Below are 26,077 nucleotides of genomic sequence, written 5' to 3' on the forward strand. Positions count from 1 at the left end.
GCGCCTCAATCCTCGGCGGATTTCGCCTGGTCGATCATCATGTAATCGAGCGGAAGCTCGGTCGTGTACTTGATCTGCTCCATGGCGAAGGCAGAAGAGATGTCACGGATCTCGATCTTGGCAATCATGCGCTTGTAGAATGCGTCGTAGGCGGCAATGTCAGGCACGACCACGCGCAGAAGATAGTCGACGTCGCCGCTCATGCGGTAGAATTCGACCACCTCGGGAAACTCGGACACCACTTCGGAGAAGCGGCGAAGCCATTCCATCGAGTGCGAGTTTGTGCGGATCGACACGAACACCGTGACCTTGGTGTTGATCTTCACCGGATCGAGAAGGGCGACACGGCGGCGGATGACGCCGTCCTCTTCCATCTTCTGGATGCGCCGCCAGCACGGCGTGGTCGAAAGTCCCACCTTCTTGGCAAGGTCGGCAACGGCCAGCGTGGAATCCTCCTGCAACAGGCGCAGGATTTTGCGGTCTAGGCGGTCCATGAAAGTCCCTCTCGAATTATTTTTCCCTCTATAGCGCGAAATTGGTGAAGATAAAGAAAATTGTTTCAGGTTGTGAGCATAAGAACCCGCTCCCGCAGGAACGGCAGAACATCGGCCTCGAACCAGGGATTGCGCTTCAGCCAGCCGGTGTTGCGCCAGCTCGGATGCGGCAGCGGCAGAATGGCGGGATCCGCATTGCGCATCGCGTAGCGCCGCCAGTCCTTTACCGTCTCCGTCATCGATTTCGGGCATTCCGGACCGATGTGCCAGCGCTGCGCATAATGCCCGATCGCCAGCACCAGCTCGACCTGCGGCATCTGATCCATCACCCGCTGCCGCCAGAGCGGCGCGCATTCCCGACGCGGCGGCAGGTCGCTGCCATGGGCGTCATAACCGGGAAAGCAGAAGCCCATCGGCACGATCGCGAATTTCGCCGGATCGTAGAAGCTCTCGCGGTCCACCCCCAGCCATTGGCGGAGCCGATCGCCGGATGCATCGTTGAACGGCAACCCGCTGTCATGCACCCGAAGCCCGGGCGCCTGTCCGGCGATCAGGATGCGTGCCGTGGTCGAGATCACCGCGACCGGTCGCGGCTCATGCGGCAGACGGTCGTCGTCGCCACGCAGCGGACTGTCGCGGCAGATGCGGCAGGCGGCAATTTCCGCTCTCAGCCGCTCCAGGTCCGGGACATCGTTCTCAGGCATTGCCGATACCCGCAAACAAGGCGGTCAGCCGCTCCAGCAGCCAGCGCCTGATGGTCTCGAGCCAACCATCGACCAAATGCGGCCCCTCGTCCGGATGGTCATTCGTGCGGCGCCATTCCTGCGGGGTCGTGAACGTGCCGACCCAGATGCCGCGCCGCTCTTTCTCTGCCCGTGCCTCTTCCGCTTGATAGTGCCCATAGCTGACCGCATACCCGGAGAGCACCATCTCACGGCCAATGTCCCGCCCGCCCGCTTCGCATGTGCCGAGGTCGCGGCCGTACCGATCGCGTCCGTGAAAACGACAGCGGACATCGCCGGCGGAAATCAGCGCCCTCAGGCGTTCGCGCGCCTGGCGGCCGCAATCCCAGGTCTCGCCGTCGCGCTCGCAGCTCTGGTCGAGTTCCGGCGCATCGATCCCCTCGATGCGAATGCGCTTGCCGTCAAGGCGAAGACTGTCGCCGTCGCTCGCGGACGCCGCTCCACGCGCCTCCCCGGTTGTGGCACGCTCCCCCACGGGCAGCTTGTCGGCGTAATAGGCGACGATCGAAAGCAGCAGAAGAATGATCCATCCGCCGAGCATGCCGCCACGGCCGGCCGATCGCGACCGGCCCGAAGACCCTCCGCCTCGCCCGCCGGTGAAGCGGTATCTCGCCCGGCCTGATTTCACGTTTCCTGCACCTTTATCGCTACGCGCGCTCCCTGATCGAACCGGGACCGCATCACAAACATCGACGATTCCAAAAACTTAGAGGCGGAATCTCATGTGCCGGCTCTCAACTTTTGGCCAAGGACACCACCGCGCCATAATGGTTGTCGAATCCTTCACACACGGCAGCAACTTCTTAAGGATTGCTCACTAGACTGCAACGAAACCATAACCTTTGCATAAGAGCATGAGTATCGCTGCCAGCACCTCGACAGATAAGATCATTGTCGACAAGTCGCGAAACCATCGAAACAAGGCCGTTTCGAGGACGGTTCGCGCGACGCGAGAGCGGCTGCAAACGGGCTCGTCCGTGCCTTCGGGCTTCGAGCGCGAAATGCTCAATCTTTACATCGATTCGGCCCTGCACGGCGCCATCGCCATACCGGTGCTCGTCGCCCTGATTGCCGCCGTCGGGGTCTATCTCTCCGGCAATCTCAGCATCATCGTCTGGGCCGTCATGACCCTTTCGGCGCATGCGGTGACGCTGGTGCTAGCGAGGAAGGCGTGCAAGAAGGACATCGTTGCCGAAAAGGTCCCGGTCTGGCGCCGGCGCTTCCTGCTCGGCCAGCTGTTGATTGGCCTCTGCTGGGCAGCCTTCGTTGCGCAGGATTGCGCGTCGTGCGGTGATGTCCGCTTCGGTTTCTTCGAGGGCACTGCCCTGCTTTTCGCGCTTGCGGCCACTGCCATGGGCACGTTCCTGCTGCGCAATGCCCTGCTCTGCACCTTCACGCCCGTGGTCGCCGCACTGGCCTTTGTCTCGCTGACGACTGGCAATCCGATCTATATCGGCCTCACGGGCATCATCTCGCTGGCGCTGCTCTTCCTCGTGTTCATGACCGATCGCATGAACCGTGCCAATGTCCACATCCTCTCGGTTCAATCGGAGAAGGATGACCTGATCGCCGAGCTCGAAGTGGCAAAATCGATGTCGGACGAGGCACGGCGTCGGGCGGAGGAAGCGAACCTCGCCAAGTCGCGCTTCCTGGCCTCCATGTCGCATGAATTGCGCACGCCGCTGAATGCCATTCTCGGCTTCTCCGAGGTCATGTCGACGGAGGTTCTGGGTCCGCTCAGCAACCCGACCTACAAGGAATACACCAACGATATCCATCGTTCCGGCGAGCATCTGCTGAACCTGATCAACGAGATCCTCGACCTGTCGCGCATCGAAGCAGGCCGCTACGACCTGAACGAGGATGCGGTCAGCCTCGTCGAGATCGCCGAGGACTGCGTCGGCATGGTGCAACTGAGGGCGCGCGCCAAGAACATTACCATCCACTCGCAGTTCGAACTTGGCATGCCCTCGGTCTGGGTCGACGAGAAGGCAATGCGGCAGGTCATCCTCAATCTGCTGTCCAACGCCGTGAAATTCACCAATTCGGGCGGCGAAGTCACCTTCAAGGTCGGCTGGACGGCCGGCGGCGGACAATATCTCTCGATCAAGGACAACGGTCCGGGCATCCCGGAAGAGGAAATCCCGATCGTTCTGTCGGCCTTCGGTCAGGGCTCGATCGCCATCAAGAGCGCCGAGCAGGGCACCGGCCTCGGCCTGCCCATCGTCCAGGCCATTCTCGCCAAGCACAATGGCGAATTCATCCTGCGCTCCAAGCTTCGGGAAGGCACCGAGGCGATCGCCATCCTGCCGGCCCGCCGCGTGCTCGAGAGCCTGCCGGCAGTCGAGGACGTGGCAGCCCCGATCCGTCGTCGCAAGAGTTTCGCCTGATCCATGTTCATCGAAACGCAACGCTTGAGGCTTCGGCCCTGGGAGCAGCGCGACGTCGCGCCCTTTGCCGTCGCCAATGCCGATCCGGACGTGCGCCGCTACTATTTTCCTGACATTCTGACGCGGGAGGATACCGCGGCGATGATCGCCGACTGCGACCGGCACCTGCGCAGACACGGCTTCGGCTTTGTGGCCGTCGAGCGCAAGGCGGACGGAGCGCTCATCGGCGGTCTTGGCCTTTCGCATGCCGGAGCCGAAATTCTCGGTGGCCCGCATGTCGAAATCGGCTGGATCCTCGCCCGACCCTACTGGCGGCAAGGATATGCGCTCGAAGCAGCAAGCGCCTGCCTGCACCATGCATGGTCGGCACTCGGGCTTGCCGAGGTCATCGGCTATACCTCGCGCATCAACGAACCATCGCGCGCGCTCATGGAAAGGCTCGGCATGCGCTCGGATCCGGCGGAGGATTTCGATGACGTGACGGTGCCGGAGGGCAACCCGCTGCGCCCGCACGTGCTCTATCGGATCGCGCCGAACGACCGGCGGTAGCAGATCAGTTCATGAAGCCGTCGAAGATCACGACGTAGCCGGCATAGACGCCGTTGGCGATGATCAGGCAGAGGCAGGCGAAGGAGCCGAGATCCTTGGCGTTCTTGCCCATTTCCGAGATTTCCGGCGAGACGCGATCGACGATTTCCTCGATCGCCGTGTTGATCGCCTCGAAGGCCATCATCAGCAGGAACAGGATCGCCATCGCCACGAACTGGAAGAAGGTCGCGCCGACGATGGTGAAGGCAACCATGGCGATGCCGAAAGCGATCAGCTCATGGCGGAAAGCAGCCTCGCTGATCAGCCGTTTCGCGCCGCCCAGCGAATAGCTGGCGGCGGCGAAGAGATGCCGAATGCCGGTCTGCTTCTCGACGGGACCCGTCGGTCCAATGCGGTGCGTGGTGTTCTTGACGTCCATTTCTTCTCGACAAGGCTTGAAACTGCGCTTGCTTCGACATCGTGAATGAGGCGAATGCAAGGCGTTTGCCGGTTGCAGGAGCCCAAGCCTATAGTTAGGGCTGCATGTGCGCTTTGGATAGGCGAGAAGCACGCGGCCATCAAGGCCCGCCACACGCGGGAATAGCGCCCGCGACAGGCTTTGGACAGCAATCGGCCGGCTTTGCCGTGAAAGCCGGCCGGATCTTGATTATTCCTTGTTGCTGACGCCAGCCTGCGCGAAGGTCGCCATGCCGCTGTGGCAGGCCGCTGCCGCCTTGACGATGCCGGCGGCAAGGGCCGCCCCCGTGCCCTCGCCGAGCCGCATGCCGAGTGCCAGCAGCGGCGTCTTGCCGAGCTTCTCGATCGCGCGGATATGACCCGGTTCACCCGAGACATGGCCGATCAGGCAGTGGTCGAGCGCTGACGGATTGGCCGCCTTCAGGATTGCCGCTGCCGCAGTCGCCACGTAGCCATCGATGATGACGGGCACTTTCTGCACGCGGGCCGCGAGGATCGCGCCCGCCATCGCCGCGATCTCGCGACCACCGAGGCGGCGCATCAGCTCGAGCGGATCGGAAAGGTGATCGCGATGCAGCGCCACCGCCTTATCGACAGCGGCGATCTTGCGCTTCAGTACCTCGCCTTCGGAACCGGTACCCGGACCGACCCATTCCTCGGCCGTACCACCATAGAGGCCGAGATTGATCGCCGCCGCAATGGTGGTGTTGCCGATGCCCATCTCGCCGATGCACAGCAGATCCGTGCCGCCGGCGATCGCCTCCATGCCGAAGGCCATGGTGGCCGCACAATCCCGCTCCGAGAGCGCCGCTTCCTCGGTGATGTCGCCGGTCGGATATTCAAGCGCCAGGTCGAAAACCTTGAGGCCGAGGTCGTGGCTGACGCAGATCTGGTTGATCGCAGCACCACCGGCAGCGAAATTCTCGACCATCTGGGCGGTAACGGACGACGGGAACGGCGTGACGCCCTGACGGGTGACGCCGTGGTTGCCGGCGAAGATCGCCACCAGCGGCCGGTTGACGGCCGGCGCCTTGCCGGTCCAGGCGGCGAGCCAGAAGGCGATCTCTTCGAGACGTCCGAGCGCGCCCGGCGGCTTTGTCAGCTGTGCGTCCCGCTCGCGCGCCGCGACCAGGGCCGCCGCATCCGGCCCCGGCAGGTTGCGCAACAATTCGCGGAAATCATCAAACGGCAGGCCGCTGGCACTCATGCTGGGAATCCTTGCATATCGTGAATCTACGCTCCTCATAGAGGGCGTCGAATATTCGGGCAACGGCATTTGCGCCAATCGGCGTCGCCGGAGCATGATCCGTCACCGGACGGACGATTCGACGCACGACGTTTTGCATGCTCACACTACTCTCACTTGCGGGCGGCGGTGACATCTGCGATTGCGGCTGAGGGCCGGATCTTTGGAGGAGCCATGGGCTTTCTGGGCGATTTCTGTGACGACGTGGCGCGCTCGATCGGCTTCCTGAGCCGTATCCCCATGCCGGGACGCCACTTCGTCGAATATGACGGACGGCTGGACCGGGCCGTGCGCGCCTTCCCGCTTGCCGGCATCGTGATAGTCCTGCCCTCCGCAGCCGCTGCCAGCGCGATGATCGCACTGCATGTCAGTTCGCTTTTTGCCGCCTTCGTCGTCGTCGCCATCCAGGCGCTGCTGACCGGCGCACTGCACGAGGACGGACTTGGTGATACCGCCGACGGCTTCGGCGGTGGACGCGACCGCGACGCGGCGCTCGCGATCATGAAGGACAGCCGCATCGGCACCTATGCCGCTGTCGCTCTCATTCTTTCTTTCGGCCTGCGCGTCTCGGCGCTCGCCTCGATCCTGCCGCTGTTCACGCCCCTTGGCGCCGGCATGGCGATCCTTGGCGCCGCAGCGCTCAGCCGCGCCGCCATAGTGTGGCACTGGTCCAGCCTGCCGCCGGCACGCAGCGGCGGTGTTGCGGCTTCCGCCGGCGCGCCGGAGCCGGGCGCTGGCCGTTTTGCCCTCGGCTTTGGTCTTCTCGCCGCGATGCTGCTCTTCTATTTCGCCAAGGTCCCGGCCCTCGGCCTGATCGCAACGCTCCTCGCCTTCCTTGCCGCTGTCAAAGGCTTCGGCCGGCTCGCAGCCGCCAAAATCGGGGGACATACCGGTGACACGATCGGTGCCACGCAGCAGCTCACGGAAATCGCGGTGCTCGGCGCCCTTGCGCTGACGGTTTGAAAGATCGATATAATCCGGGAAAAACTGGGCAACGCCATGGAATCTCCCTGCATTCTCGTCTGTTCCATCGATGACAAGACCGGCTACTGTTTCGGCTGCGGCCGCACGCGTGACGAGATCGGCCGCTGGACGCTCTACACCGACGCCGAACGCCGGGCGATCATGACCACGCTGCCCGACCGGCTCGAGACGGTCGAACGCAAGCCTCGGCGCGAAACGCGCCGCGGCCGCATGGCGAGGGAACGCGGAGAAGCATGACCCGTCTCGCCATCCTGCTCTCGATCCTGGCCATTGGCCTCATCCTGCTGATCGTCAACCACGATGCCGGCCGCACCATGGGCCTTGCCAACGACGATTTCGGCCGACTGGTGTCACTCGGCGCCATCGCCACGTTGATCGGCGCCGGGGTCGTACAAAGCCGCCGCCGTTTCGGCGAAGGGCTGCGCCAGGTCGCCGTCTGGCTCCTCATCACGCTCGCCCTCGTCTCGGCCTATGTCTACCGCTTCGAACTTCAGGGCTTCGGCAATCGCCTGCTCGCCGGCCTCGTTCCCGGCCGCGCGACCGTGATCACCGACAGCGAAGGCCGGCAGGAAGTGGTGCTGCACAAGATGCTGAACGGTCATTTCGAAACCGGCGCAACGGTCAACGGCAAGGACATCAACATGCTGGTCGATACCGGCGCCAGCAGCATTGCGCTGACCTACGAGGATGCCGAGCGGATCGGCCTTGATCCGGAAAACCTCAGCTACATCGTCACCGTCATGACGGCGAACGGCCGGGCCCAGGCCGCACCCGTCATGCTCCAGGAAATCTCCGTCGGCCCGATCACCCGGCGCAACATCGGCGCGACCGTGGCCGCCAAGGGGCGGCTCGACCAGAGCCTGCTCGGCATGAGTTTCCTGTCGACGCTGGAGATGCTGCAGATGCGCACCGACGAGCTGCGCCTGCGCGACTGAGCCACAGGCGTCAGAACAAACCGCAGCGGCGCCTGCCGTCAGTTTCTGAGCCGGTAGCCGGTGCGGAAGATCCAGGCGAGGATCGACATGCAGGCCGTCAGGAAGGCGAGGATGATCACGGCGCTGAAGATCGGGTTGACGTCGGAAACCTCGAAGAAGCTCCAGCGGAAACCGCTGATCAGATAGAGCACCGGATTGAAGTGACTGACCGCCTGCCAGAAGGGTGGCAGCATCTTCACCGAATAGAAGCTGCCGCCGAGGAAGACGAGCGGCGGGATCACCAGCATCGGGATCAGGTTCAGCTGCTCGAAGTCCTTGGCCCAGATGCCGATAATGAAGCCGAACAGGCTGAAGGAAATGGCCGTCAACACGAAGAAGAACACCATCACGAACGGATGCGCGATCGTCAGGTCGACGAACAGCGAGGCCGTCAAGAGGATGATCGTCCCGATCATCAGCCCCTTGGTCGCCGCCGCGCCGACATAGCCGAGCACGATCTCGACCATCGACACCGGCGAGGACAGAACCTCGTAGATCGTGCCGGTGAATTTCGGGAAATAGATGCCGAAGGAGCCGTTGCCGATGCATTGCGTCAAGAGCGTCAGCATCATCAGGCCGGGCGTGATGAAGGCGCCGTAGGAAACGCCGTCGATCTCCTGGATGCGCCCGCCGATCGCAGCGCCGAAGACGATGAAATAGAGCGAGGTCGAGATAACGGGCGACACCACGCTCTGCAGCAGGGTGCGCCGGGTACGGGCCATCTCGAAGAAATAGATCGACTTGATCGCTTCGATATTCATCGCCCTGCCCCCACAATTTCGACGAAGATGTCTTCCAGCGAGCTCTGCCGCGTGGAAATGTCCTTGAGCCGGATACCGGCTTCGGCGAGGGCCGCCAGCAGAGTGGTAATGCCGGTGCGTTCAGCGCTCGTGTCGTAATCGTAGATCAGACAGTGCCCATCGCCCTCGAGCGTCAGATTGTAGCTCGACAGCGTTTCGGGAACGCCATCCAGTGGATTGGCGAGATCGACGCGCAACTGCTTGCGCCCGAGCTTCGACATCAGTGCCGCCTTGTCTTCGACCAGCAGGATCTTGCCGCCGTTGATGACGCCGATGCGGTCGGCGATTTCTTCCGCTTCTTCAATGTAATGCGTCGTCAGGATGATGGTGACGCCGGAAGCGCGCAGCCGCTCGACGACCTCCCACATGCTCTTGCGCAGATTGACGTCGACGCCGGCTGTCGGTTCGTCGAGGAAGAGGACCCTCGGTTCGTGCGACAGCGCTTTGGCGATCAGCACGCGCCGTTTCATGCCGCCGGAGAGTTCGCGCAGCATGTTGTCCTTCTTGTCCCAGAGCGACAGGTCCTTCAGCACCTTCTCGATATGGGCGGGGTTCGGCTTCTTGCCGTGCAGGCCGCGGGAGAAGGAGACCGTGTTCCACACGGTTTCGAAGGCGTCGGTGGTCAGTTCCTGGGGTACGAGCCCGATCATCGCGCGCGTCTCGCGAAACTCGCGCACCACGTCATTGCCGCCAACCGTCACCGTTCCGCCGCTCGGATTGACGATGCCGCAGATGATCGAGATCAGCGTCGTCTTGCCGGCGCCGTTCGGCCCGAGCAGCGCCAGGATCTCGCCTTCCTCGATATCCAGGCTGACGCCCTTCAGCGCCTGAAAGCCGGAGGCATAGGTCTTCGACAGATTGGAAACGGAAACGATAGGCGCCATGAAGCAGATCCGGATGCGGGGGGCAAAGTCGGCAGGTTTCGCCTATATGGGACAATTGATTGCGATTTGCAGCCTACCGGATGGAAAAAACAAGGTGACGCTTTGTCAATGCGGCTGCGACAGGCGAGCTGCCGTCCCCGCGCCGCCGCCCATTTGCGAAGGTTTGCGCGCCACCAGCCGGTCATGGATGAGCATGCCCGCAACCATCGCCGCGACGAAAAGGAACGTCGGCGGCAAACCGAGCGACAGCGAAGCGAGCGCCGGGCCCGGGCAAAGCCCCACCAGCCCCCAGCCGATGCCGAAGATTGCCGCGCCGACAATCAGTCGCCTGTCGATGACCTGATTGTCCGGCAAATGGAAGGTTTCGTCGAACAAAGGATGCTTGAGCCGGCGCGTCAGCAGGACACCGAGCGCGGAAACAAAGACGGCGCCGCCGAGCACGAAGGCAAGGCTCGGGTTCCAGTTGCCGGTGATATCCAGAAACGCCCGCACGCGTGCCGGATCGAGCATGCCGGACAGCGAAAGACCAAAACCGAACACGAGGCCGGAGACGAGCGTCGCCGCGAGGCGAAAGAAGGCTCCGTTCATGCAAGCAAGCCCATGACAAAGACCGTGACGATCGCCGCGGTCATGAAGGTCGCAACCGCCGCAATCGAACGTCGCGACAGCCTTGCAAGACCGACGACGCCGTGGCCGCTGGTGCAGCCGGAGCCCATGCGGGACCCGAAGCCGACCAGCAGCCCGCCAGCCATCAGAAGCGGCCAAGAGGTTGTGACCGTCACCACCGGCCAGGCGCCGACGACGAGGCGAAAAAGCAGCGGCCCCGCCATCAGTCCCAAAACAAACAACATGCCGGTAGGAACCTGCGCGCCCTGCAGCAGACGTCCGACGATACCGCTGATCCCGGCCACCCGGCCATTGGCCACCATCAGGATCGCTGCCGAAAGGCCAATCAACAGCCCACCCGCCAGCGCATTCTCGTATTCATTCATGTTTTGGAACCATCCCGACAGAAGATCTGATAGAGCGCGCCAACCAGACGCGCCACCTTGTCGTGACTAAGCCGATAGAACACTTGCTTGGCCTGCCGACGGGTCGAGACAATGCCGGCATCACGCAACACCGTCAATTGCTGCGAGAGGGTCGGCTGGCGAATGCTCAGGCTCTCTTCGAGTGCCGCCACCGAGTGCTCACCCTCCAGCAAAGCACTCACGATCAACAGACGATTTCGATTGGCGAGAGTTCTCAGTATTTTCGAAACTTCGGCAGCGTGCACGGCCATATCCGTGCGCACCCCCGGAAATTGCATAACAGTTCCCATAACTTCCTCCTGTCGTTGCCCTAGGAGTGAGTGGAGCCCCAATGCTTGCTGCGGTTTACCGACTACTATCCGTGATTGTTATACGAAGTAATATATTATCGTATTACTTATTAATAAACCAGACGAAACAAGACAGCGCGATCAGCCCTAGCCCCCCTGGCCTGTCCGTTGACTGTCAAATCATATAGAAAATTCAGATCGTTACAACGAGACCGCAACAGGGATGAAAACGCCATATTTGGGGCAACCGCCCGGACTATCTCAGGCAGCGGTAAAACTTCTGGTATAGTGATCTCAAATACGAGCCTGCGACGACACTTCGGGCCCCCGGCCCGAACGCCCGAAACTGCATTTCGGCGGAGGGTAAACGCCGGCGCAAATGCAGGCATCATCCGTTATCCGGCGAAAGATCTGCGAATGAATCGTCGCCAATCCCGTACCCTCGTCACGAAACGGTGATGGTCTTCGAGCAATTTGCTCGCGCGGCGCGATATCGCCCTTTTGATTCGCGCTCGTGATTTGCACGCCGGAGCCTCCCCCTTTTGCTCCGGTTGTTGGGCCGGCCTCCCCGCCGGCCTCTTTTTTTGCCGCATGCCATTTTCGCAGCCGCCAGCAGGAAGGTCCCGCACACCACGTCAGTCGCAGTGACGGTAGCCGGTCTTGCGGGTTCTCAGATCGAAGTGGAAATGGTCCTTGTGGAACGGGTCGCTGCCCGGCCCGAGCACGGTGTTGAAATATTTGCAGCTATCGGAGCGCACAGCCTTCAGGAGGCCGCGTTCGCGGAACGCGAAGAAGCCCTTCTTGCGGACATCGATTTCCTTGCCGTTCTTCAAGACGAACTTGCCGACATCGATGGCGTTCCCGTGCGCATGTTCGGACATCGGATTGCCGCGGCGGGAATTCATCGTGCGGCAGGAATAGCCGCCGAGCGGCTTGATCGTCTTGACGCCCGACCAGTAGCGGTAGCGGGACGACGGCGCGAGTTCGTACTTCACCCACTTGGCGAAGGCTTCCGTCACCTCGCAATTGAGCTTGACCGCCGGCTTCACGCCAATACCGCCGGAGAGACCGCTGAGCTCGATCGGGTAGTCGATGCCGCAGGACGGCCCGTTGCTGATGCGCGGAATATCACGGAACACCACGCCGAGTTTCTTCAGGCGCTGGCGGCAGGCAATCTCGGAAGCCGGCATTTCGCCGGTGTAGTGGGGCGTCGACATCGGATTGCGCACGCGCGGCAGGAAGGCGACCTGCTCCGGCTCCTGGCTCCGCTGAATGGCGCGCTGCTCTTCCATGGCGCGTGCACGCTGCGCCTCTTCGGCCGCGGCCTTCTCGGGAGAAAGCGGCGGCAGGTCCGGATCGTAGCCAAGGTTCGCCTCGTCCGCTGGCGCAGCTCCGGACGCCCCGCCGAGCTGGCGCACATTGTCTTCGCCGATGCCGTCGACGACCGGCTGGCTGGCATTGCCCTCGGCGATCTCGTTGCTCTGCTCTTGCGCCAGGCCGACGACCGGCTGCTCGACGCCGAGCATGGCATCCATGTTGACGCCTTCATCGGGAATGGCCGTGGAACCTGCATTCGCCGGCTGCGCGCCGGAGGAAACCGCCTCGTCGCTATCGATCATCGGCAGCGAGCGCCGCGTTTGTTGAGGCGCCGCCTGCGCCGGTGCAACATAGTCCGGATTGCCGTTGCCCGTCGAAGCCGATGTTGCGGCGGGATAGGCCGCCACCTCGTCTTGCGGCACCGCGTCGACCGGCACGGGCCCGATCGAACCGACCCGGGAGCCGCCATCGATGCGGCCCGGCGGCGAAAGCGCGTCGTCGGTCGAACAGGCGACAAGCGATAGTGTCAGAACGAGTGCCGTCAGCGGGCGATGGAGACGAGTAACATACGCCATACCGGACTGCGCCTTCCTTCGGGCGGTCAGAAGACCACCACTCATCACCCCACCGCCCCCGCAACGGCGTACCCAGAGGCACGCAAGGATCGCTGCAGCACTTCGAATTGCTGCCTTTCGCCTGTGTCGCAAACCGGGCACAGCTGTCGAAAGACCTGATTTCGGGGGCATTTTATTCAAATACGGTAAACGAAGCCTTGCGTCCGATACCCGCGATCAAGGGTGCGGATGCTTGCCGTTCCGACTGACCGCCGATAGCAAGAAGCCCGCGTCTTCGTCAGACGCGGGCTTCAAGTTTTCAGCTACGGATCCGCTGGATATCAGCGGCACTCGCCGCGATGCACGACTCGGAAGCCAGCACCGCCAGCCTCGCAGGCGTTCGAGAAGGTTTGCACGCGGCCGCCGCGCTGGCCGCAGACCGGCGCGAATTCGCGGGTGCAGAACTGGCCTTCGGAGGGACGGTCATCGTCGCGACGGCATTCGCCGCGGCCGATCACCTGGAAGCCCTCCGAGCGCGCCTGGCAGGCGTTCGAGAAGGTCTGCGTGCGCCGTCCGCGCTGGCCGCACACCGGATTGTACTCCATGGTGCAGGCCTGCGGTTCGCGATCCGGCGGGCGATAGTCCGGACGGCATTCGCCACGGTGGATCACATTGAAACCGTCGGCCCTTGCCTGGCAGGAATTAGGGAAGGTGCGCATGCGATTGCCACGCTCGCCGCACACGGGCGCATATTCCATCGTGCAGACCGGCGGGCGGGTCGGCCTCGGCCCCGGACGAGGCTCGTCGACGACCACCGTACAGGCCGAGAGGAAGCCGAGCGCCAGCATCAGCACGGCGATCGGGCGCGTCAGAAGAAGTTTGAGAAGTGCCATGGATGTCCCCTCTAAAGCGGCGGTCAGCAACCGGAGCGACGCCCCGTCGAACACCTCCCGCATCTCGCGTATCTATCCGCAGCTATCGTAAGGTCAAGACTGTGCGGCCTGCTTTGCACGGCAATCACGGACGCAGGTTGCGGGGGCACTGCCCGGATCACGGAACGATGTGGAGCTCGATTGCAGCCGCGCGACATTTCTTCTTGTCAGCGCACAAGGCCCGCGTGGTATCGCCACGCGGGCCTTGTGCGATTCCAGACTATAGCGATCAGGCGGCGCGGCCGTAAGCCGAATGCGATGCCGAGGACTGCAGCCGGAACTTCGTCAGCAACGACTTCAGTTCCCGGCTCTCGGCAGCCAGCGTCTGGCTTGCGGCAGTCGTTTCCTCGACCATCGCGGCGTTCTGCTGGGTCATCTGGTCCATGCTGTTGACGGCGACATTGACCTCCTGCAAGCCGGTCGCCTGCTCGCGTGCGGCGGTCGCGATCGAGGCCACCTGCTCGTTGACCCGATTGACCAGCGTCTCGATCTCCGTCAGCGCTTCGCCGGTCGACCGGACCAGCTGAACACCGGCACCGACCTCGCGCACCGAGGCGCCGATCAGTTCCTTGATCTCCTTGGCGGCACCCGCCGAGCGCTGCGCCAACTCACGCACCTCCTGCGCGACGACGGCAAAGCCACGGCCGGCCTCACCGGCGCGCGCTGCCTCGACGCCGGCATTGAGCGCCAGCAGGTTCGTCTGGAAGGCGATCTCGTCGATCACCCCGATGATCTGGCCGATCCGGCCGGACGAGCCTTCGATCCGCCCCATGGCGTCGATGGCATTGCGCACGATGCCGCCGGACTTGGCAGCGCTCGCCTTGGTCTCGTTGACCATGTCGCGCGCCTCGTTCGCCCGCTCGGAAGCGTGGCGGACCGTCGAGGTGATCTCGTCAAGTGCTGCCGCCGTCTCTTCGAGGGCCGCTGCCTGCTGCTCCGTCCGGCGCGAGAGATTGTTCGCCGCTTCCGAAATGTCGCCGGCACTGGCAGTGACGATCTCGGTCGAGTGCGAGATGGAGCCGATGACATCGCGAAGCGCCGCGACGGCCGTGTTGAAGTCCTCTCTCAGCTTGCCGTATTCCGGCGCGATATGGCCGATCTCGGCGGTCAGGTCGCCGCTTGCCAAGAGCTCGAGCGCGGCACCGACGGTCTCCATCGCATCCGCTTGCGCTTCCGCCGTTGCCCGCTGGCGCTGCTCGTTGCCGCGCCGCTCGGAACTCAGCCGCTCCTGCTGCTCGGCCTCGCGTGAACGCAGTTCCAGCCGTTCGCGAACGGAATCGCGCAGCACCACCAGCACCTTGGCCATCTGGCCGATCTCGTCGCCGCGGTCCGTCTCCGGCACCTCGGACGAAAGATCCTCATCGGCGATCGCCCGCATCGACGCCTTCAGCTTCTCGACCGGCTTGACGACGCTGCGCACGATCGCAAGCGCCGCCATCAGAATGGCGAGTGCGGCGGCGGCGAGGATGCCGGCGACCTGCCAGGCGCGCTCACGGAACATCGCCGCTAGGTCGTCGGCATAGACGCCGGTACCGACCACCCAGCCCCAGGGCTTGAAGCCGGCAACGTGCGAATATTTCAGCACCGGCGCGTCAGCGCCCGGCTTCGGCCAATAATAGTCGACGAAGCCCTGGCCGCTCTTTTCGACAGTCTTTACGAACTCGACGAAGAGGTGCTTGCCGTTGGGATCCTTGTTTTCAGTGAGGTCTTTGCCGTCCAACTCGGGCTTGATCGGATGCATCACCATGGTCGGATGCATGTCGTTGACCCAGAAATAGCCGTTGCCCTGGTAGCGCATCGCCTTGATTGCCTCGAGCGCGCGCTTCTGCGCCTCCTCACGCGAAAGCGTGCCGGCCACCTCCTGCTTGTGATAGGCGTCGAACACCGCGATCGCGTTCTCGTCCATTGCCGCGAGCATCGCCTTGCGCTCGCCGACGAGCTTGTCCTGCGCCTGAAACAGACCGAATGTCAGCGCTGCTGCCATGGTCAAAAGCGCAAATGCCACCAGCGCGTAGAGACGCGCCGAGATCCTGAATTTCTTCATTGCCAATCCCCTGCCCCTTCGGCGCCCCCGGCGCCGCCCCGTCGCAACCTGGCCGCCGCCGGCATGGCCGGCCGCACTCCAAGAGCCTGCAGGTTAGGTAGAGGTCTTTGCAAAGCCCCTAACAACCGATCCCTAAATTTGACATTTCTGAAGAACCCCTTCGAAAGTCTAAGGTGGCGGCACGGCGGGATGCTGCCCGCATTTGTGCGGCGGCGGGCCTTCCCTCGGCAAGCGCGGTCGGGTTACATCTTTCATCCAACAGGGAGACAGGCCGCATGACCGAACAGACCAAACCGACCGGCGAGCTGACCTTGCGCACGCTCGCCATGCCCGGCGACGCCAATGCGGCCGGCGATATCTTCGGCGGCTGGGTGATGGCACAGATGGACCTTTCCTGCGGTATCCGTGCGGCCGAGCGCGCTCGCGGCCGTGTGGTTACCGCGGCAGTCAAGGAGATGGCCTTCGCGCTTCCGGTCAAGATCGGCGACACGCTCTGCATCTATACCGATGTCGTCAAGGTCGGCCGCACCTCGATGACGCTCAAGGTCGAGGCCTGGGCCCAGCGCTATCTCTCTTCGCATCGCATGGAAAAAGTGACGGATGCGATCTTCGTCATGGTCGCGCTCGACGAAAACGGCAAGCCCAAGCCGGTGCCGGCGGAGGAATAGGAGCGGCGGCCGTGGATCAGGTTCCGACCAACCCGGAAATCTTCCCGCATATCCGCACCGTCATGGGCATGGTCGTCAGCCTGAGCCTGGCGAGACTGCTCAGCGGACTGGCGCTTTTCGTGCAGCACCCCGGCAAGACGCGCGTCTACTGGATCCACCTCGGCTGGGTCCTGTTCATGTTCGTCTTCCTCGTGCATTTCTGGTGGTGGGAGTTCCACCTGCATTCGCTGGCCGTGATCGACGTCAGTGTCTACCTGTTCGTCATCCTCTATTGCTGCGTCTTCTTCTTCCTCTGCGTGATGCTGTTCCCGACGACGCTCGAGGACTATAGCGACTACGAACACTATTTCATGTCGCGCCGTGCCTGGTTCTTCGGTTTCCTCGCGCTTGCCTTTGCCGTCGACCTCGTCGACACCGCGCTGAAGGGCAAGCAGTATTTTGCCTCCTACGGTCTCGAATACCCCGCTCGCAACACCGCCTATATCCTCTTCTGTATCGCCGCCGCCTGGACGGCGAATCGGCGCTTCCATGCCGCCTTCGTTGTCGCTGCGGTCGCCTATCAGCTTCTCTGGATGTATCGGGCCTTCGACCTGCTGGATTGAGACCGTCGATCGGATCGTCTGCGGAGGTTTTCCGCCTGGGGGTGCACCTCGCCCCTTGATCCCGAGGCGAGGCGATGCTTTATCCGTTAGACATATTTGAATCTCGCATCATGGCACGTCGGGGGACTGTCGCATCATGGAAATCTTTACCGCCGCCGGTCTGGCAGCGCTTCTGCAAGTCATCGTCATCGACCTCGTTCTCGCCGGCGACAACGCCGTCGTCATCGGCCTTGCCGCGGCCGGGCTGCCGACGGAGCAGCGCAAGAAGGTCATCCTCGTCGGCATCATCGCGGCAACCGTGCTGCGCATCGCGCTCGCCAGCGTCACGGTCCAGCTCCTGGAAATCATCGGCCTTTTGCTCGCCGGTGGCATTTTGCTGCTGTGGGTCTGCTGGAAGATGTGGCGCGAAATCCGCGAGCAGCAGGCAGCGCACGCGGCAGGCGAAAGCGGCGCTGGCAGCAACGCGCCCCAGAAAACCTTCATGCAGGCGGCCATCCAGATCGTCATCGCCGACATCTCGATGTCGCTCGACAACGTGCTGGCCGTCGCAGGCGCCGCCCGCGAACATCCGACGATCCTGGTTATCGGCCTTGCGCTTTCGATTGCGATGATGGGCGTGGCAGCCGGTTTCATCGCCCGGCTGCTCAACCGTTATCACTGGATCGCCTATATCGGCCTCGCAATCATCCTCTATGTCGCGCTCGACATGATCTATCGCGGCTGGGTCGAGGTCTGGCCGCACGTCGCGCCGGCCGTGGCAGCCATGGTCTGACGCCAGCGCGACGCGCTGCAGACCGTTAACAATGCAAAAGGCAGGGCTTGGGCCCTGCCTTTTTGTTTGCAGCGGTCTTAACCGCTACAGCGGCCGGACGCCTGTTAGCCCTTGAAGATGAACGAGGCGCCTAAGGCGATCAGGGCGAAACCGACCAGATGGTTCCAGCCGATCGACTCCTTCAGCCAGAAAACTGAGAAGGCGGCAAAGACCAGAAGCGTGATCACCTCCTGCATCGTCTTCAGCTGTGCGGCGGAATAGACCTGATGGCCGATGCGGTTGGCCGGCACCGCCAGGCAATATTCGAAGAAGGCAATGCCCCAGCTTGCCACGATCGCCATGTAGAGCGGTGACGACGTGTATTTCAGATGCCCATACCAGGCGAAGGTCATGAAGACGTTGGAAAACAGGAGCAGAAGAATCGGCCAGAGATAGGCCGGAGAGAGAGTGAAGGACATAGAGAACCTCGGGGCGCGAATCATGCTCCGACGATGCCCCGCAGCCCCGTCCGGGCGCAAGTCCTGCCGGCCTTCCATTGGCTCAAGTGACGCCTCGGAGCGAGCCGATACGGGATTTTCTGCAGGTCAGGGTGTCGAATCGACGACGAACCGGCATTTTTTCCGTCATTTAGCAAGTCATGCCCCAATATTTTACGGGTTTTGCCACAATTTTGTACTGGCGCATGAGCAATGTCGCTCGACTGTCCGACGGGACAGGCAGGGGAATACCACACTTCGAAACGGCGGTTGCCGTGAAGTTGGCTCCGCGCCTTGCGCGCGGTTCGCCGACACGCCGATGCTGCGTATCAGACGCTGGGCACGCGCATGTCCGCTGAAATTTCCCATGGGAACATTGGAAACAGTTGAGCAACCGGGTGCCATGCCGGCGATCGCCAGGCCGCCCCGACCGTTCGCACCCAGCAACTTGTCAAGGAGACCTGACCATGAAGGTCCTGGCGTTTCTTGCGGCTGCCTATGTCGCGCTCCTATCGCCATCTCTTGCCAGCGCGGGCATGCTTGCCCAGGCGCAGCAATACAAAGGCCTGCACGAGGTGAAGAACAACAAGACCCTTCGCGCAGCGCTCGGCATCAACCCGGCACGTACCCCCTGGTGCGGCCATTTCATGGGCATGGTTGCCCGCAAGTCCGGCCGCAGTCCACCGCAGAGCTTCGGCTTCGCCCGCTCGTGGCTTCGGTTCGGTGCACCGGTGAAGCTCGCCTATGCGCGCGCCGGCGATATTGTCGTCGTGCGCACCGGTCGTGGCTACCACGTCGGCATCCTGTCCGCGATGTCGAAGTCGACGGCCCAGTTGATCGGCGGCAATCAGTCCGGCGGCGTCAGGGTCTCGCAGTTCGCCCGGGGCCAGGTCGTCGGCGTCCGGCGCTAGAGCATCCCGCTTCAAGTGGAATCACTTGAAGCGGAAAGATGCTCTAGAAACAATGTGCTAGAGCGACCCTAGTGCGTTCATCTGAACGCACGGCGCTCTGGAGCGGCAAGCCAAGGGCGAGGAACCACTTCGCACCAGGCCTTGCGCCGGAGGGCCTAAAGCCCAACCCGGACCAGAGATCAGCATCGCCGCATCGGGCGGATCGCTGACGCGCGTCCTCACACAAGCGTCAGGCGCATTGCACAGCGCCGCTCTGGCGGAATGCCGTGAGCGCCCTCGTTTGCAAGGATCTGCGCGAGACGCGCGTCGAGTTCGTCCCCGGCAAGCGTAGCGAAGCCGAGTGTGCGGTAGAAGTGCTCGTTCCATTTGAGATCGCGGAACGTCGTCAGCGTTACCGCGGCAAGCGAACGGGCGCGCGCATGCGCGATCGCAGCCAGCATCATGGCGCGCCCAAGCCCCCGGCCCTGGCTTTCCTCCAACACGGCAAGCTGCCAGATGTGCAGCGCGCCCTCTGCGCTCGCGGCACAAAGGAAGCCGAGCGGTCGATCCTGCTCGTCGACGGCCACCAGGGACAGGCCGGTGCGCAGGAAGTCGACATGAGCTTCCGCGGACTGGACATCGTCGTCGGCAATCCAGGCCAGGTCGGGGATGGTGCGAAAAAGCGCGCCGGAGGAGCGCTCTATGTCGGGCAGCAAAGCTGTATCGTCTTCACGTGTGGGTCGAATCAGGGTCATAGTGACCGCATCCTACAGCGCAGGCCGTCATAGGGGATGCGCGAAGTTCGCTGCCGCCCTTCAAAATCCCGAGAATCATTAGCCGGATAACGGAATATCGCTAGTCGGCGATCATATTCATGGCCTGCTCAAGCCCGGCCGCCGGACTCGACAGCGGCCGCGGTCCGTTGCGGACATGATCGGCGGCGCCAGCCATGGACGCCTGGGCCAGCGCAACGATGGAGGCTCCATCCCCATAGGCCGCTTCTGCCGCCCGGGCGATCGCAGCAAGGTAGCCGTCACGGCTTCCCGCCTTGAACAGCGCCCACGCACCCTCGACCAGACGAACCTCGAGGACAGCGCCGGAACGGCGCGCCGCGTCGGCAAAAAGCGCCGTAGTGGGTGCGACCGTCGTTTCCACCGCGCAAAGCACTACCAGCTTGCCGCCGGTCGCGGCCGCCTTCTCCGCCAGCGCCGCATCGACGCGCAGGATCGGGACGGCAGTGCCCAACCCGGCCCTCACAACGCTCGGCCCGAGCGTCGAGCAGGTGAGCAGCACGGCGTCGGCCTTCGCCGCCAGCGCCGAGAGAACCGCCGCTGTCTGCTGCGTGATGTCCTCGGTCAGGCCGCCCGCTTCCTCCGCCGCGCGCAGCAGATCGGCGCGGACCGTATGGCGCAAGTTCGCGGAGGAAAGTCCGAGTTCGCGCGCAGCATTCTCGAAAACGGCGACGTTGCTGTCGGCCGTATGCAGGCAGGAGATGATCAATTGGCGGCCCTTGGATGGCGAACGCCTGACGGCGCGGTTCTGACTTTGCGAAACTTGCACAATCGTCGCACGCCGGGAAGCGTCGCCGGACACAATCTGTCGTAGAGGCCACGCGAACCGTCTATTTGCGCCTCCGGCCCAGCAATGGACACAAATCGGGGCAATTTATGCTTCTCGACTTTTCTAATTTAAGTTACGCTTATTTTCCTTCTGACCAGATGCCGCGGGAGGGGCTGCCCTCTTGGAACGGAAGCTCGCCGTGATCCTTGCTGCCGATGTCGCTGGCTACAGTCGCCTTGTCGCGATTGACGAGGAAGGTGCGCTCGCAACACTTGCCACCTATTGTGCAACGATTTCAAGCCTTGTGACCGAGCATGGCGGGCGCATCTTCGGCGCCGCTGGCGATAGCCTTGTCGCGGAATTCCAGAGTGCAGTGCAGGCGGTTCGGGCAGCGGTCGCCATCCAGCGGACCCTGCAGCGGAGAAACGCCGACCTCGCGCCGGAGCGGCGCATGGAGTTCCGCATCGGCCTCAATCTCGGCGACGTCGTGGTCGACGGCGGCAACCTGCTCGGCGACGGCGTGAATGTGGCGGCGCGGCTGCAGCAGGTGGCGAAACCGGCCGACATCTGCATCTCCGGTGCGTTGCACGACCAGATCGTCGGCAAGCTGGAGTTTCCCATGCACCGGCTTGGCGATCGCGCGCTCAAGAACATGCCGCGCCCGGTGCCGGTGCACCGCGTCGACTGGCATGAGGACCCGGTGAGGCCGGATCTGCCCGGCATGCCGCTTGCCCTGCCCGACAAGCCGTCGATCGCCGTTCTGCCCTTCGTCAACATGTCCGGCGACCCCGAACAGGACTTCTTCGCCGACGGTCTGACCGAGGACATCATCACGGCGTTGTCGCTCTACCGCTGGTTCTTCGTCATCGCCCGCAACTCCTCTTTCGCCTACAAGGGCCGCGCCGTCGACGTCAAACAGATCGGCCGCGATCTCGGCGTGCGCTACATCGTCGAGGGCAGCGTGCGCCGCTCAGGCTCGCGCGTGCGCGTCACCGGACAGTTGATCGAGGCGGAAACCGGCATCCATCTCTGGGCGCAGCGCTACGAGCGCGAATTCGCCGACATTTTCGCCATCCAGGATGAGATCACCCAACATGTGGTCGCGGCGATCGAGCCGGAGATCCTGATTGGCGAAAACCGCCGGGCGCTGCTACGCGGCAGCGACAATCTCGACGCCTACGAATGCCACATGCGCGGCACGCTGCTGCATAATGCGCAGGACTCCGCCGCGCACTTCGACGACGCGATCGAGTGGCAACGCCGCGCGATCGCCCTCGACCCCGAATTCGGCCGCGCGCACATGATGCTGGCCCGCTCGCTGTTTGCCCGCTGCTATTTCGGCTTCAGCGACGACATTGACCGGGATAGCGCGGAGTTGGCGGCGGAGGCTGCGCGCGCCGTCGTGATCGAGGATCACGATCCCTATTGCCACTATGTCATGTGCCTCGCCAATTTCGCTGCCCGGCGGCCGCATGCCGCGGTCCAGGAAGCGCAACAGGCGATCGATCTCAACCCCAATTTTGCGCTCGCTCACATGGCGCTCGGTTGGGCGCGCATCTATATCGGCCGTTTCGCCGAGGCATTGGACCCGCTGCACAAGGCGCTGAGGCTGAGCCCGCACGATCCGCTGACCTACCTCTTCTTCAACCGCATCGCTCTCGCCCACTACCACCTCGGCAATTACGAGGAAGCGCTGCGTCACGCCGAACGGGCGCTGCTCCTGCGCCGCACCTATTTCAACCTGGTCATTCTGCTCGCCTGCCTTGGCCAGCTCGACCGCAACGAGGAAGCCCGCAGGATCGTTCCCGAGGCCGTCGCCAACGCGCCTGTCGATTTACCGCGCTACTGGCGCTTCTTCACCGGCTATGTCGACCCTGCCGACCACGCACATTTCAAAGACGGGCTCGTCAAGGCGGGCCTGCCCATCGTCCCGTAGGCCGCCATGACACGAGCCCAGCTGTTCGGCGTTCTCATCGGCCTCACAGTGGTGGCGTTCTTCACGGTCCTGCGCGCAAACGATCCGCAGCTTCTGAGGCAGGCGCGCGACGTCACCTTCGACGAATACCAGCGGATCGCGCCGCGCGGCTTCGAGACCATGCCGGTCAAGGTGATCGATATCGACGAGGCGTCGCTGCGTGAATTCGGCCAATGGCCCTGGCCGCGCGACCGCCTGGCGAATTTGACCAACCGGCTGACCGAGATGGGCGCGGCAGCGATTGCCTTCGACGTGCTCTTTGCCGAGCCCGACCGCCTGTCGCCGCGCACGGTCGTGCGCGACGTCGGCGGCGTCGATCCATCCTTCGTCGCAACCCTGCCCGATAATGACGAGATCTTTGCCCAGGCGATCCAAGACAAGCCGGTCGTGCTCGGTTTCGGCCTCACCAACGACGGCAGTTACCTGCCGTCGGTCAAGGCGGGCTTTGCCTTCACCGGCGAAACCGCTGCCGAGGCGCCGCCGCGCCTGCACGCCGCAACGCCGCTACGGCCCCAGCTCGAAGCCAACGCCGCCGGGCTCGGCCATATCAGCCTCAATCCCGGCTCCTCCTCCGCGGTGGTGCGGGCCGCACCGCTGTTCCTCAGCGACGGGCAGCAGTTCTACCCGAGCCTCGCCCTGGAGGCGCTGCGCGTGGCGCAGGGCGCCTCGACCTATGTGCTCGCCGCAGCACCCAACGTCGCCAACACGCTCACCGCCGTCAAGATCGGCGACTTCGTCGTGCCGCTCACCTCGACCGGCGAACTCTGGCTCTACGTCACGCCGGACACGACGGAGCGCTACATTTCCGCCCGGCGGGTTCTCACGGACGAAGCCTCCTCTCCGGACGTTCGCGCCGCGATCGAAGGCAGCATCGTCTTCATCGGCACGTCGGCTGCCGGACTGCAGGACGTGCGCACCACCGCGCTCGGGCAGAACGTGCCCGGCGTCTCCATCCATGCCCAGATCGTCGAGCAGATCCTCTCCGGCCGCTATCTGTCGCGTCCAGACTGGGCCGACGGGCTCGAAATCCTCTCGATCGCACTGGCCGGCACGCTGCTCGTGCTGTTGACCACTTTCGTCAGCCCCGTGGTGGCGCTGGTCTGCGGCCTCGCGGTCACGGTGTTGGGGCTCGCAGCCTCCTGGCTCGCCTTCTACTATGGCGGGCTGCTCGTCGATCCGCTGGCGCCGATCCTCGCCGCCTCGATCACCCATTTCTCCGCCACCGCCTATCGCTTCCTGGTGACGGATCGCGAACGACGCGAGGTCCGCCAGGCTTTTGGGCGCTATCTCTCGCCATCGCTGCTCTATCGCATCGAGCACACGCGCAATGCGCTGAGCCTTGGCGGCGACGACCGCGAGCTGACGGTGATGTTCGTCGACGTGCGCAGCTTCACCGAGATGAGCGAGCGCATGACGCCGACCGAGGTCGTCGCCTTCCTCAACACGCTGCTCGACGCGCTGAGCCGCCATGTGCTCGCCAATGAGGGCACGCTCGACAAGTTCATCGGCGATTCCATCATGGCCTTCTGGAACGCCCCGGTCGATGTGGTCAACCATCCGCAAAAGGCACTTCGCGCCGCGCTCGGCATGCGCGAGACCCTGGCCCGGCTGAATGCCGAAGACGCCTTCGGTTTCGGCTCCGGCCATGAGGTGCGCATCGGCATCGGCATCCATACCGGGCTCGCCTGCGTCGGCAACATGGGTGCCGAAACCCGCTTCAACTATTCGGCGGTCGGCGACACCGTCAACATCGCGGCCCGCATCGAAGCGGCCTGCAAGGACGTCAACTTCGACGTGCTCGTGTCGGAAGCAACGGCTGAGGCATTGCCGAATTGCGCGCTGCTGGATGCGGGAAGCCTGGGCCTCAAGGGAAAGACGACGCGAACCCGGCTTTTCGCGGTCGCCGGAGACGAGAACCTCGCCGCCTCGCCCGCCTTCGCGGAATTGCGGCTGCTGCATGACCGGCTCGTCTCGGTGCTACGCACGCGCGCGACCTCGAGCCGCAGCATCATCAACGCAGCGAAGCTGAAGTCTGCCGCCCTGGCACCGGGCCTGGTCGGCTTCTACGCCCGGATGTCGCGCCGATCGGAGCATTTCGCCGAAACGCCGGTCGAAGACGCCAAGCGCCCGGCGGAGTGAAACGTGCCGGACCTCAGCCGCAGACGACCGCCCGGCACATCGCCTCGACCTGGGCTCTCGGATCGTTCGCAAAGCTTTGATTTGTCGTTGGTTTAGCGCCGGCCCGCTTGTGCCTAGCGACAGGTCGTTGCCGACGCATCGTGAACGCTGCGCCGAAAGCGTTGGCAAACGACAGGCCGTCAGCGGCGCACACGGTCGGCGCTCAATTCTGGCTTTGGGTCTGGCTCTGGCTTTGGCTCTGTTCCTGGCGCTGCGTTCCACCGCCCTGTTGCGACTGTTCCTGCCGCTGTTCCTGTTCCTGGCGTTGGCTGCCCTGGCCCTGCCCTTGTTCCTGCTCCTGCCGCTGGGACTGTTCCTGCCGTTGGCTACCCTGTCCTTGTCCCTGTTCCTGGCGCTGCTCCTGCCGCTGCCGCTGGCTCTGTCCGCTCTGCTGCTGCCGCTGCCTTTGTTCCTGGCGCTGCGTCCTGGGTATCAGCGGTATTGGTTGACGCTGCTCGACGGCGGGGGGTTGCACAGTTTGCGGTTGGCGTTCGAGATCCTCCTGGAACACCGCCGCAAGGCTGCAGCCCCCCCCCGCCCAGCCCAGCGCTCCGGACAGTCGTTGCCCACCGGAGAGGAAAGGAAGGGCTTGCGCATTGCCTAGTGATTTCAATGTATTGCGACTGACTCTTCTCGGATCGCTGATGCCGCCGCCAGGCTTGGCGACGACGCAGTCGCAACGCTGCGTCAATTGCCGGCAGCCGCCGGCGCCACAGAAGCTTGCGGCGCCGCTGAGCAGCACGACGGCGGTGGTGCCGTCGCGGCCGACATAAAAATCGAAGGCGGTGCCGCGAACGCCGATCGTGCCGGCCGGCGTGACGATTTGATAGGCGGAGTGCCCGGACTTGCCGCTGATCCAGCGGAACGTGCCCTTCGCGGCCATGATCGTCAGTTTCTTCACCGACTTGGCATCGTCATAGACGAACTTGTCGATGACCACCGACGAGCCCCAGCCGACCGCAAGCTTGGTGCCATCCTGGAAGACGAACTGGCCGAGACCGGACTTCGATGTCGAAATCCGTTCGTCCTTGTAGACCGGGTCCTTGACCGCGATCGGACCGCGTGCGCCGCTGACTGACGTGCGAATCTGCACCGCCTGGCCGACAGGTTCGGCGGCGATGGTCGGACTGAATGTCACGGCACAAAACGCGATGAGTGCGGCACCACGCAAGCAGAACATGGCACCCTCCAAAGTGCTATTGTTATCACGTCACAGGGATTTATGTCTTGTCGCCCAATCGGGGTAACGCCATGCCGCAACCGTAAGA

At 63.5% G+C, this 26,077-nt stretch carries 28 protein-coding genes; 11 read left to right on the forward strand and 17 right to left on the reverse strand.

Translation table 11 applies throughout. The annotated features are described in order from the left end of the window. Positions 1–5 precede the first annotated feature (5 nt). From AC070A_RS29675 to AC070A_RS29685, 3 genes are all read right to left on the reverse strand, one after another. Entirely contained in the window at positions 6–494 is a 489-nt protein-coding gene (locus tag AC070A_RS29675; RefSeq protein ID WP_113737271.1) for an Lrp/AsnC family transcriptional regulator, read from the reverse strand. A gap of 65 nt (positions 495–559) precedes the next feature. After that, a complete protein-coding gene (locus AC070A_RS29680) occupies positions 560–1,198 on the reverse strand; it encodes a uracil-DNA glycosylase family protein (RefSeq protein WP_057248833.1) in 639 nt (212 codons plus the stop codon). Further along, positions 1,191–1,865 (reverse strand): thermonuclease family protein, encoded by a 675-nt coding sequence (locus tag AC070A_RS29685; RefSeq protein ID WP_244495557.1) that lies wholly within the window; start codon positions 1,863–1,865, stop codon positions 1,191–1,193. The genes AC070A_RS29680 and AC070A_RS29685 overlap by 8 nt, the downstream gene beginning before the upstream one ends. A gap of 226 nt (positions 1,866–2,091) precedes the next feature. On the opposite strand from AC070A_RS29685, the gene AC070A_RS29690 reads away from it, so the two are divergent. Then, positions 2,092–3,627, forward strand: coding sequence for a sensor histidine kinase (locus AC070A_RS29690; protein ID WP_058328857.1), 1,536 nt, complete (start codon positions 2,092–2,094; stop codon positions 3,625–3,627). A gap of 3 nt (positions 3,628–3,630) precedes the next feature. Continuing rightward, positions 3,631–4,176 (forward strand): GNAT family N-acetyltransferase, encoded by a 546-nt coding sequence (locus AC070A_RS29695; protein WP_057248830.1) that lies wholly within the window; start codon positions 3,631–3,633, stop codon positions 4,174–4,176. A gap of 4 nt (positions 4,177–4,180) precedes the next feature. Here AC070A_RS29695 and AC070A_RS29700 read toward each other — a convergent pair whose 3' ends face one another. Continuing rightward, positions 4,181–4,594: a diacylglycerol kinase gene (locus AC070A_RS29700; RefSeq protein WP_057248829.1), complete on the reverse strand. Its 414-nt coding sequence runs from the start codon at positions 4,592–4,594 to the stop codon at positions 4,181–4,183. Between the two features lie 228 nt (positions 4,595–4,822). Further along, complete coding sequence (gene cobT / locus AC070A_RS29705; RefSeq protein WP_113737272.1) at positions 4,823–5,839, reverse strand: nicotinate-nucleotide--dimethylbenzimidazole phosphoribosyltransferase; 1,017 nt, start codon at positions 5,837–5,839, stop codon at positions 4,823–4,825. A 213-nt stretch (positions 5,840–6,052) separates the two neighbouring features. Here cobT and AC070A_RS29710 point away from each other — a divergent pair, with 213 nt between their 5' ends. The 3 genes from AC070A_RS29710 to AC070A_RS29720 are packed head-to-tail and all read left to right on the forward strand — an operon-like array spanning position 6,053 to position 7,797. Further along, positions 6,053–6,841: an adenosylcobinamide-GDP ribazoletransferase gene (locus tag AC070A_RS29710; RefSeq protein ID WP_113737273.1), complete on the forward strand. Its 789-nt coding sequence runs from the start codon at positions 6,053–6,055 to the stop codon at positions 6,839–6,841. Between the two features lie 36 nt (positions 6,842–6,877). Continuing rightward, a complete protein-coding gene (locus AC070A_RS29715; RefSeq protein WP_057248826.1) occupies positions 6,878–7,099 on the forward strand; it encodes a DUF1289 domain-containing protein in 222 nt (73 codons plus the stop codon). Further along, complete coding sequence (locus AC070A_RS29720) at positions 7,096–7,797, forward strand: retropepsin-like aspartic protease family protein (protein WP_057248825.1); 702 nt, start codon at positions 7,096–7,098, stop codon at positions 7,795–7,797. Before AC070A_RS29715 ends, AC070A_RS29720 begins: the two co-directional genes overlap by 4 nt. 38 nt (positions 7,798–7,835) lie before the next feature. Here the strand turns inward: AC070A_RS29720 and AC070A_RS29725 are convergent, their stop codons facing one another. From AC070A_RS29725 to AC070A_RS29760, 8 genes are all read right to left on the reverse strand, one after another. Beyond that, positions 7,836–8,597, reverse strand: a complete 762-nt coding sequence (locus AC070A_RS29725) for an ABC transporter permease (RefSeq protein ID WP_057248824.1) — start codon at positions 8,595–8,597, stop codon at positions 7,836–7,838. Then, complete coding sequence (locus AC070A_RS29730; RefSeq protein ID WP_057248823.1) at positions 8,594–9,520, reverse strand: ABC transporter ATP-binding protein; 927 nt, start codon at positions 9,518–9,520, stop codon at positions 8,594–8,596. Before AC070A_RS29730 ends, AC070A_RS29725 begins: the two co-directional genes overlap by 4 nt. 105 nt (positions 9,521–9,625) lie before the next feature. Continuing rightward, entirely contained in the window at positions 9,626–10,108 is a 483-nt protein-coding gene (locus tag AC070A_RS29735) for a YeeE/YedE family protein (RefSeq protein WP_057248822.1), read from the reverse strand. Next, positions 10,105–10,512 carry a YeeE/YedE family protein gene (locus tag AC070A_RS29740; RefSeq protein ID WP_057248821.1) on the reverse strand — a complete coding sequence of 136 codons (408 nt, stop codon included), beginning with the start codon at positions 10,510–10,512 and terminating at the stop codon, positions 10,105–10,107. The genes AC070A_RS29735 and AC070A_RS29740 overlap by 4 nt, the downstream gene beginning before the upstream one ends. Beyond that, on the reverse strand, positions 10,509–10,841 hold the full coding sequence (locus AC070A_RS29745) for an ArsR/SmtB family transcription factor (protein ID WP_057248820.1): 333 nt from the start codon (positions 10,839–10,841) through the stop codon (positions 10,509–10,511). The genes AC070A_RS29740 and AC070A_RS29745 overlap by 4 nt, the downstream gene beginning before the upstream one ends. Positions 10,842–11,476: 635 nt before the next feature. Beyond that, complete coding sequence (locus tag AC070A_RS29750) at positions 11,477–12,733, reverse strand: extensin-like domain-containing protein (protein ID WP_057248819.1); 1,257 nt, start codon at positions 12,731–12,733, stop codon at positions 11,477–11,479. A gap of 320 nt (positions 12,734–13,053) precedes the next feature. Then, the gene (locus AC070A_RS29755; RefSeq protein ID WP_057248818.1) at positions 13,054–13,605 is read right to left on the reverse strand and encodes a Kazal-type serine protease inhibitor family protein; all 552 of its coding nucleotides are present in this window, start codon (positions 13,603–13,605) and stop codon (positions 13,054–13,056) included. A gap of 268 nt (positions 13,606–13,873) precedes the next feature. Beyond that, positions 13,874–15,688, reverse strand: coding sequence for a methyl-accepting chemotaxis protein (locus AC070A_RS29760; RefSeq protein ID WP_057248817.1), 1,815 nt, complete (start codon positions 15,686–15,688; stop codon positions 13,874–13,876). 275 nt (positions 15,689–15,963) lie between these two features. On the opposite strand from AC070A_RS29760, the gene AC070A_RS29765 reads away from it, so the two are divergent. The 3 genes from AC070A_RS29765 (at position 15,964) to AC070A_RS29775 (ending at position 17,730) form a co-directional block, all read left to right on the forward strand. Further along, positions 15,964–16,356 carry an acyl-CoA thioesterase gene (locus AC070A_RS29765; RefSeq protein WP_057248816.1) on the forward strand — a complete coding sequence of 131 codons (393 nt, stop codon included), beginning with the start codon at positions 15,964–15,966 and terminating at the stop codon, positions 16,354–16,356. Positions 16,357–16,424: 68 nt separating this feature from the next. After that, entirely contained in the window at positions 16,425–16,958 is a 534-nt protein-coding gene (locus AC070A_RS29770) for a hypothetical protein (RefSeq protein ID WP_210334465.1), read from the forward strand. 136 nt (positions 16,959–17,094) lie between these two features. Further along, on the forward strand, positions 17,095–17,730 hold the full coding sequence (locus AC070A_RS29775; protein ID WP_057248814.1) for a TerC family protein: 636 nt from the start codon (positions 17,095–17,097) through the stop codon (positions 17,728–17,730). Between the two features lie 104 nt (positions 17,731–17,834). Here the strand turns inward: AC070A_RS29775 and AC070A_RS29780 are convergent, their stop codons facing one another. After that, positions 17,835–18,188 (reverse strand): DMT family protein, encoded by a 354-nt coding sequence (locus AC070A_RS29780; RefSeq protein WP_057248813.1) that lies wholly within the window; start codon positions 18,186–18,188, stop codon positions 17,835–17,837. Between the two features lie 485 nt (positions 18,189–18,673). Between AC070A_RS29780 and AC070A_RS29785 the strand changes: the two genes are divergently transcribed. Further along, complete coding sequence (locus AC070A_RS29785) at positions 18,674–19,117, forward strand: TIGR02594 family protein (RefSeq protein WP_057248812.1); 444 nt, start codon at positions 18,674–18,676, stop codon at positions 19,115–19,117. 218 nt (positions 19,118–19,335) lie between these two features. Here the strand turns inward: AC070A_RS29785 and AC070A_RS29790 are convergent, their stop codons facing one another. Further along, on the reverse strand, positions 19,336–19,851 hold the full coding sequence (locus tag AC070A_RS29790; protein WP_057248811.1) for a GNAT family N-acetyltransferase: 516 nt from the start codon (positions 19,849–19,851) through the stop codon (positions 19,336–19,338). Between the two features lie 100 nt (positions 19,852–19,951). Then, on the reverse strand, positions 19,952–20,596 hold the full coding sequence (locus AC070A_RS29795) for an aspartate/glutamate racemase family protein (protein ID WP_057248965.1): 645 nt from the start codon (positions 20,594–20,596) through the stop codon (positions 19,952–19,954). 241 nt (positions 20,597–20,837) lie between these two features. On the opposite strand from AC070A_RS29795, the gene AC070A_RS29800 reads away from it, so the two are divergent. Together AC070A_RS29800 and AC070A_RS29805 are read left to right on the forward strand one after the other, a co-directional pair. Continuing rightward, positions 20,838–22,592, forward strand: coding sequence for an adenylate/guanylate cyclase domain-containing protein (locus AC070A_RS29800; RefSeq protein ID WP_057248810.1), 1,755 nt, complete (start codon positions 20,838–20,840; stop codon positions 22,590–22,592). 6 nt (positions 22,593–22,598) lie between these two features. Further along, complete coding sequence (locus AC070A_RS29805; protein ID WP_057248809.1) at positions 22,599–24,770, forward strand: CHASE2 domain-containing protein; 2,172 nt, start codon at positions 22,599–22,601, stop codon at positions 24,768–24,770. Between the two features lie 202 nt (positions 24,771–24,972). On the opposite strand, the gene AC070A_RS29810 is transcribed toward AC070A_RS29805, so the two are convergent. Further along, entirely contained in the window at positions 24,973–25,989 is a 1,017-nt protein-coding gene (locus AC070A_RS29810) for a FecR family protein (RefSeq protein WP_058324038.1), read from the reverse strand. Positions 25,990–26,077 lie beyond the last annotated feature (88 nt).

Source organism: Ensifer sp. GW101-20A05 (assembly GCF_059424735.1).

Excerpts from the sequence above, each read along its gene's own strand:
- AC070A_RS29715 (WP_057248826.1), top strand. The coding sequence starts at position 6,878 with ATGGAATCTCCCTGCATTCTCGTCTGTTCCATCGATGACAAGACCGGC.
- AC070A_RS29695 (WP_057248830.1), top strand. The coding sequence starts at position 3,631 with ATGTTCATCGAAACGCAACGCTTGAGGCTTCGGCCCTGGGAGCAGCGC.
- AC070A_RS29755 (WP_057248818.1), bottom strand. The coding sequence starts at position 13,605 with ATGGCACTTCTCAAACTTCTTCTGACGCGCCCGATCGCCGTGCTGATG.
- AC070A_RS29785 (WP_057248812.1), top strand. The coding sequence starts at position 18,674 with ATGAAGGTCCTGGCGTTTCTTGCGGCTGCCTATGTCGCGCTCCTATCG.
- AC070A_RS29775 (WP_057248814.1), top strand. The coding sequence starts at position 17,095 with ATGGAAATCTTTACCGCCGCCGGTCTGGCAGCGCTTCTGCAAGTCATC.
- AC070A_RS29745 (WP_057248820.1), bottom strand. The coding sequence starts at position 10,841 with ATGGGAACTGTTATGCAATTTCCGGGGGTGCGCACGGATATGGCCGTG.
- AC070A_RS29760 (WP_057248817.1), bottom strand. The coding sequence starts at position 15,688 with ATGAAGAAATTCAGGATCTCGGCGCGTCTCTACGCGCTGGTGGCATTT.
- AC070A_RS29810 (WP_058324038.1), bottom strand. The coding sequence starts at position 25,989 with ATGTTCTGCTTGCGTGGTGCCGCACTCATCGCGTTTTGTGCCGTGACA.
- AC070A_RS29750 (WP_057248819.1), bottom strand. The coding sequence starts at position 12,733 with ATGGCGTATGTTACTCGTCTCCATCGCCCGCTGACGGCACTCGTTCTG.
- AC070A_RS29700 (WP_057248829.1), bottom strand. The coding sequence starts at position 4,594 with ATGGACGTCAAGAACACCACGCACCGCATTGGACCGACGGGTCCCGTC.
- AC070A_RS29690 (WP_058328857.1), top strand. The coding sequence starts at position 2,092 with ATGAGTATCGCTGCCAGCACCTCGACAGATAAGATCATTGTCGACAAG.
- AC070A_RS29740 (WP_057248821.1), bottom strand. The coding sequence starts at position 10,512 with ATGAATGAATACGAGAATGCGCTGGCGGGTGGGCTGTTGATTGGCCTT.
- AC070A_RS29720 (WP_057248825.1), top strand. The coding sequence starts at position 7,096 with ATGACCCGTCTCGCCATCCTGCTCTCGATCCTGGCCATTGGCCTCATC.
- AC070A_RS29725 (WP_057248824.1), bottom strand. The coding sequence starts at position 8,597 with ATGAATATCGAAGCGATCAAGTCGATCTATTTCTTCGAGATGGCCCGT.
- AC070A_RS29765 (WP_057248816.1), top strand. The coding sequence starts at position 15,964 with ATGACCGAACAGACCAAACCGACCGGCGAGCTGACCTTGCGCACGCTC.
- AC070A_RS29790 (WP_057248811.1), bottom strand. The coding sequence starts at position 19,851 with ATGACCCTGATTCGACCCACACGTGAAGACGATACAGCTTTGCTGCCC.
- AC070A_RS29730 (WP_057248823.1), bottom strand. The coding sequence starts at position 9,520 with ATGGCGCCTATCGTTTCCGTTTCCAATCTGTCGAAGACCTATGCCTCC.
- AC070A_RS29805 (WP_057248809.1), top strand. The coding sequence starts at position 22,599 with ATGACACGAGCCCAGCTGTTCGGCGTTCTCATCGGCCTCACAGTGGTG.
- AC070A_RS29680 (WP_057248833.1), bottom strand. The coding sequence starts at position 1,198 with ATGCCTGAGAACGATGTCCCGGACCTGGAGCGGCTGAGAGCGGAAATT.
- AC070A_RS29710 (WP_113737273.1), top strand. The coding sequence starts at position 6,053 with ATGGGCTTTCTGGGCGATTTCTGTGACGACGTGGCGCGCTCGATCGGC.
- AC070A_RS29735 (WP_057248822.1), bottom strand. The coding sequence starts at position 10,108 with ATGAACGGAGCCTTCTTTCGCCTCGCGGCGACGCTCGTCTCCGGCCTC.
- AC070A_RS29770 (WP_210334465.1), top strand. The coding sequence starts at position 16,425 with ATGGTCGTCAGCCTGAGCCTGGCGAGACTGCTCAGCGGACTGGCGCTT.
- AC070A_RS29675 (WP_113737271.1), bottom strand. The coding sequence starts at position 494 with ATGGACCGCCTAGACCGCAAAATCCTGCGCCTGTTGCAGGAGGATTCC.
- cobT (WP_113737272.1), bottom strand. The coding sequence starts at position 5,839 with ATGAGTGCCAGCGGCCTGCCGTTTGATGATTTCCGCGAATTGTTGCGC.
- AC070A_RS29780 (WP_057248813.1), bottom strand. The coding sequence starts at position 18,188 with ATGTCCTTCACTCTCTCTCCGGCCTATCTCTGGCCGATTCTTCTGCTC.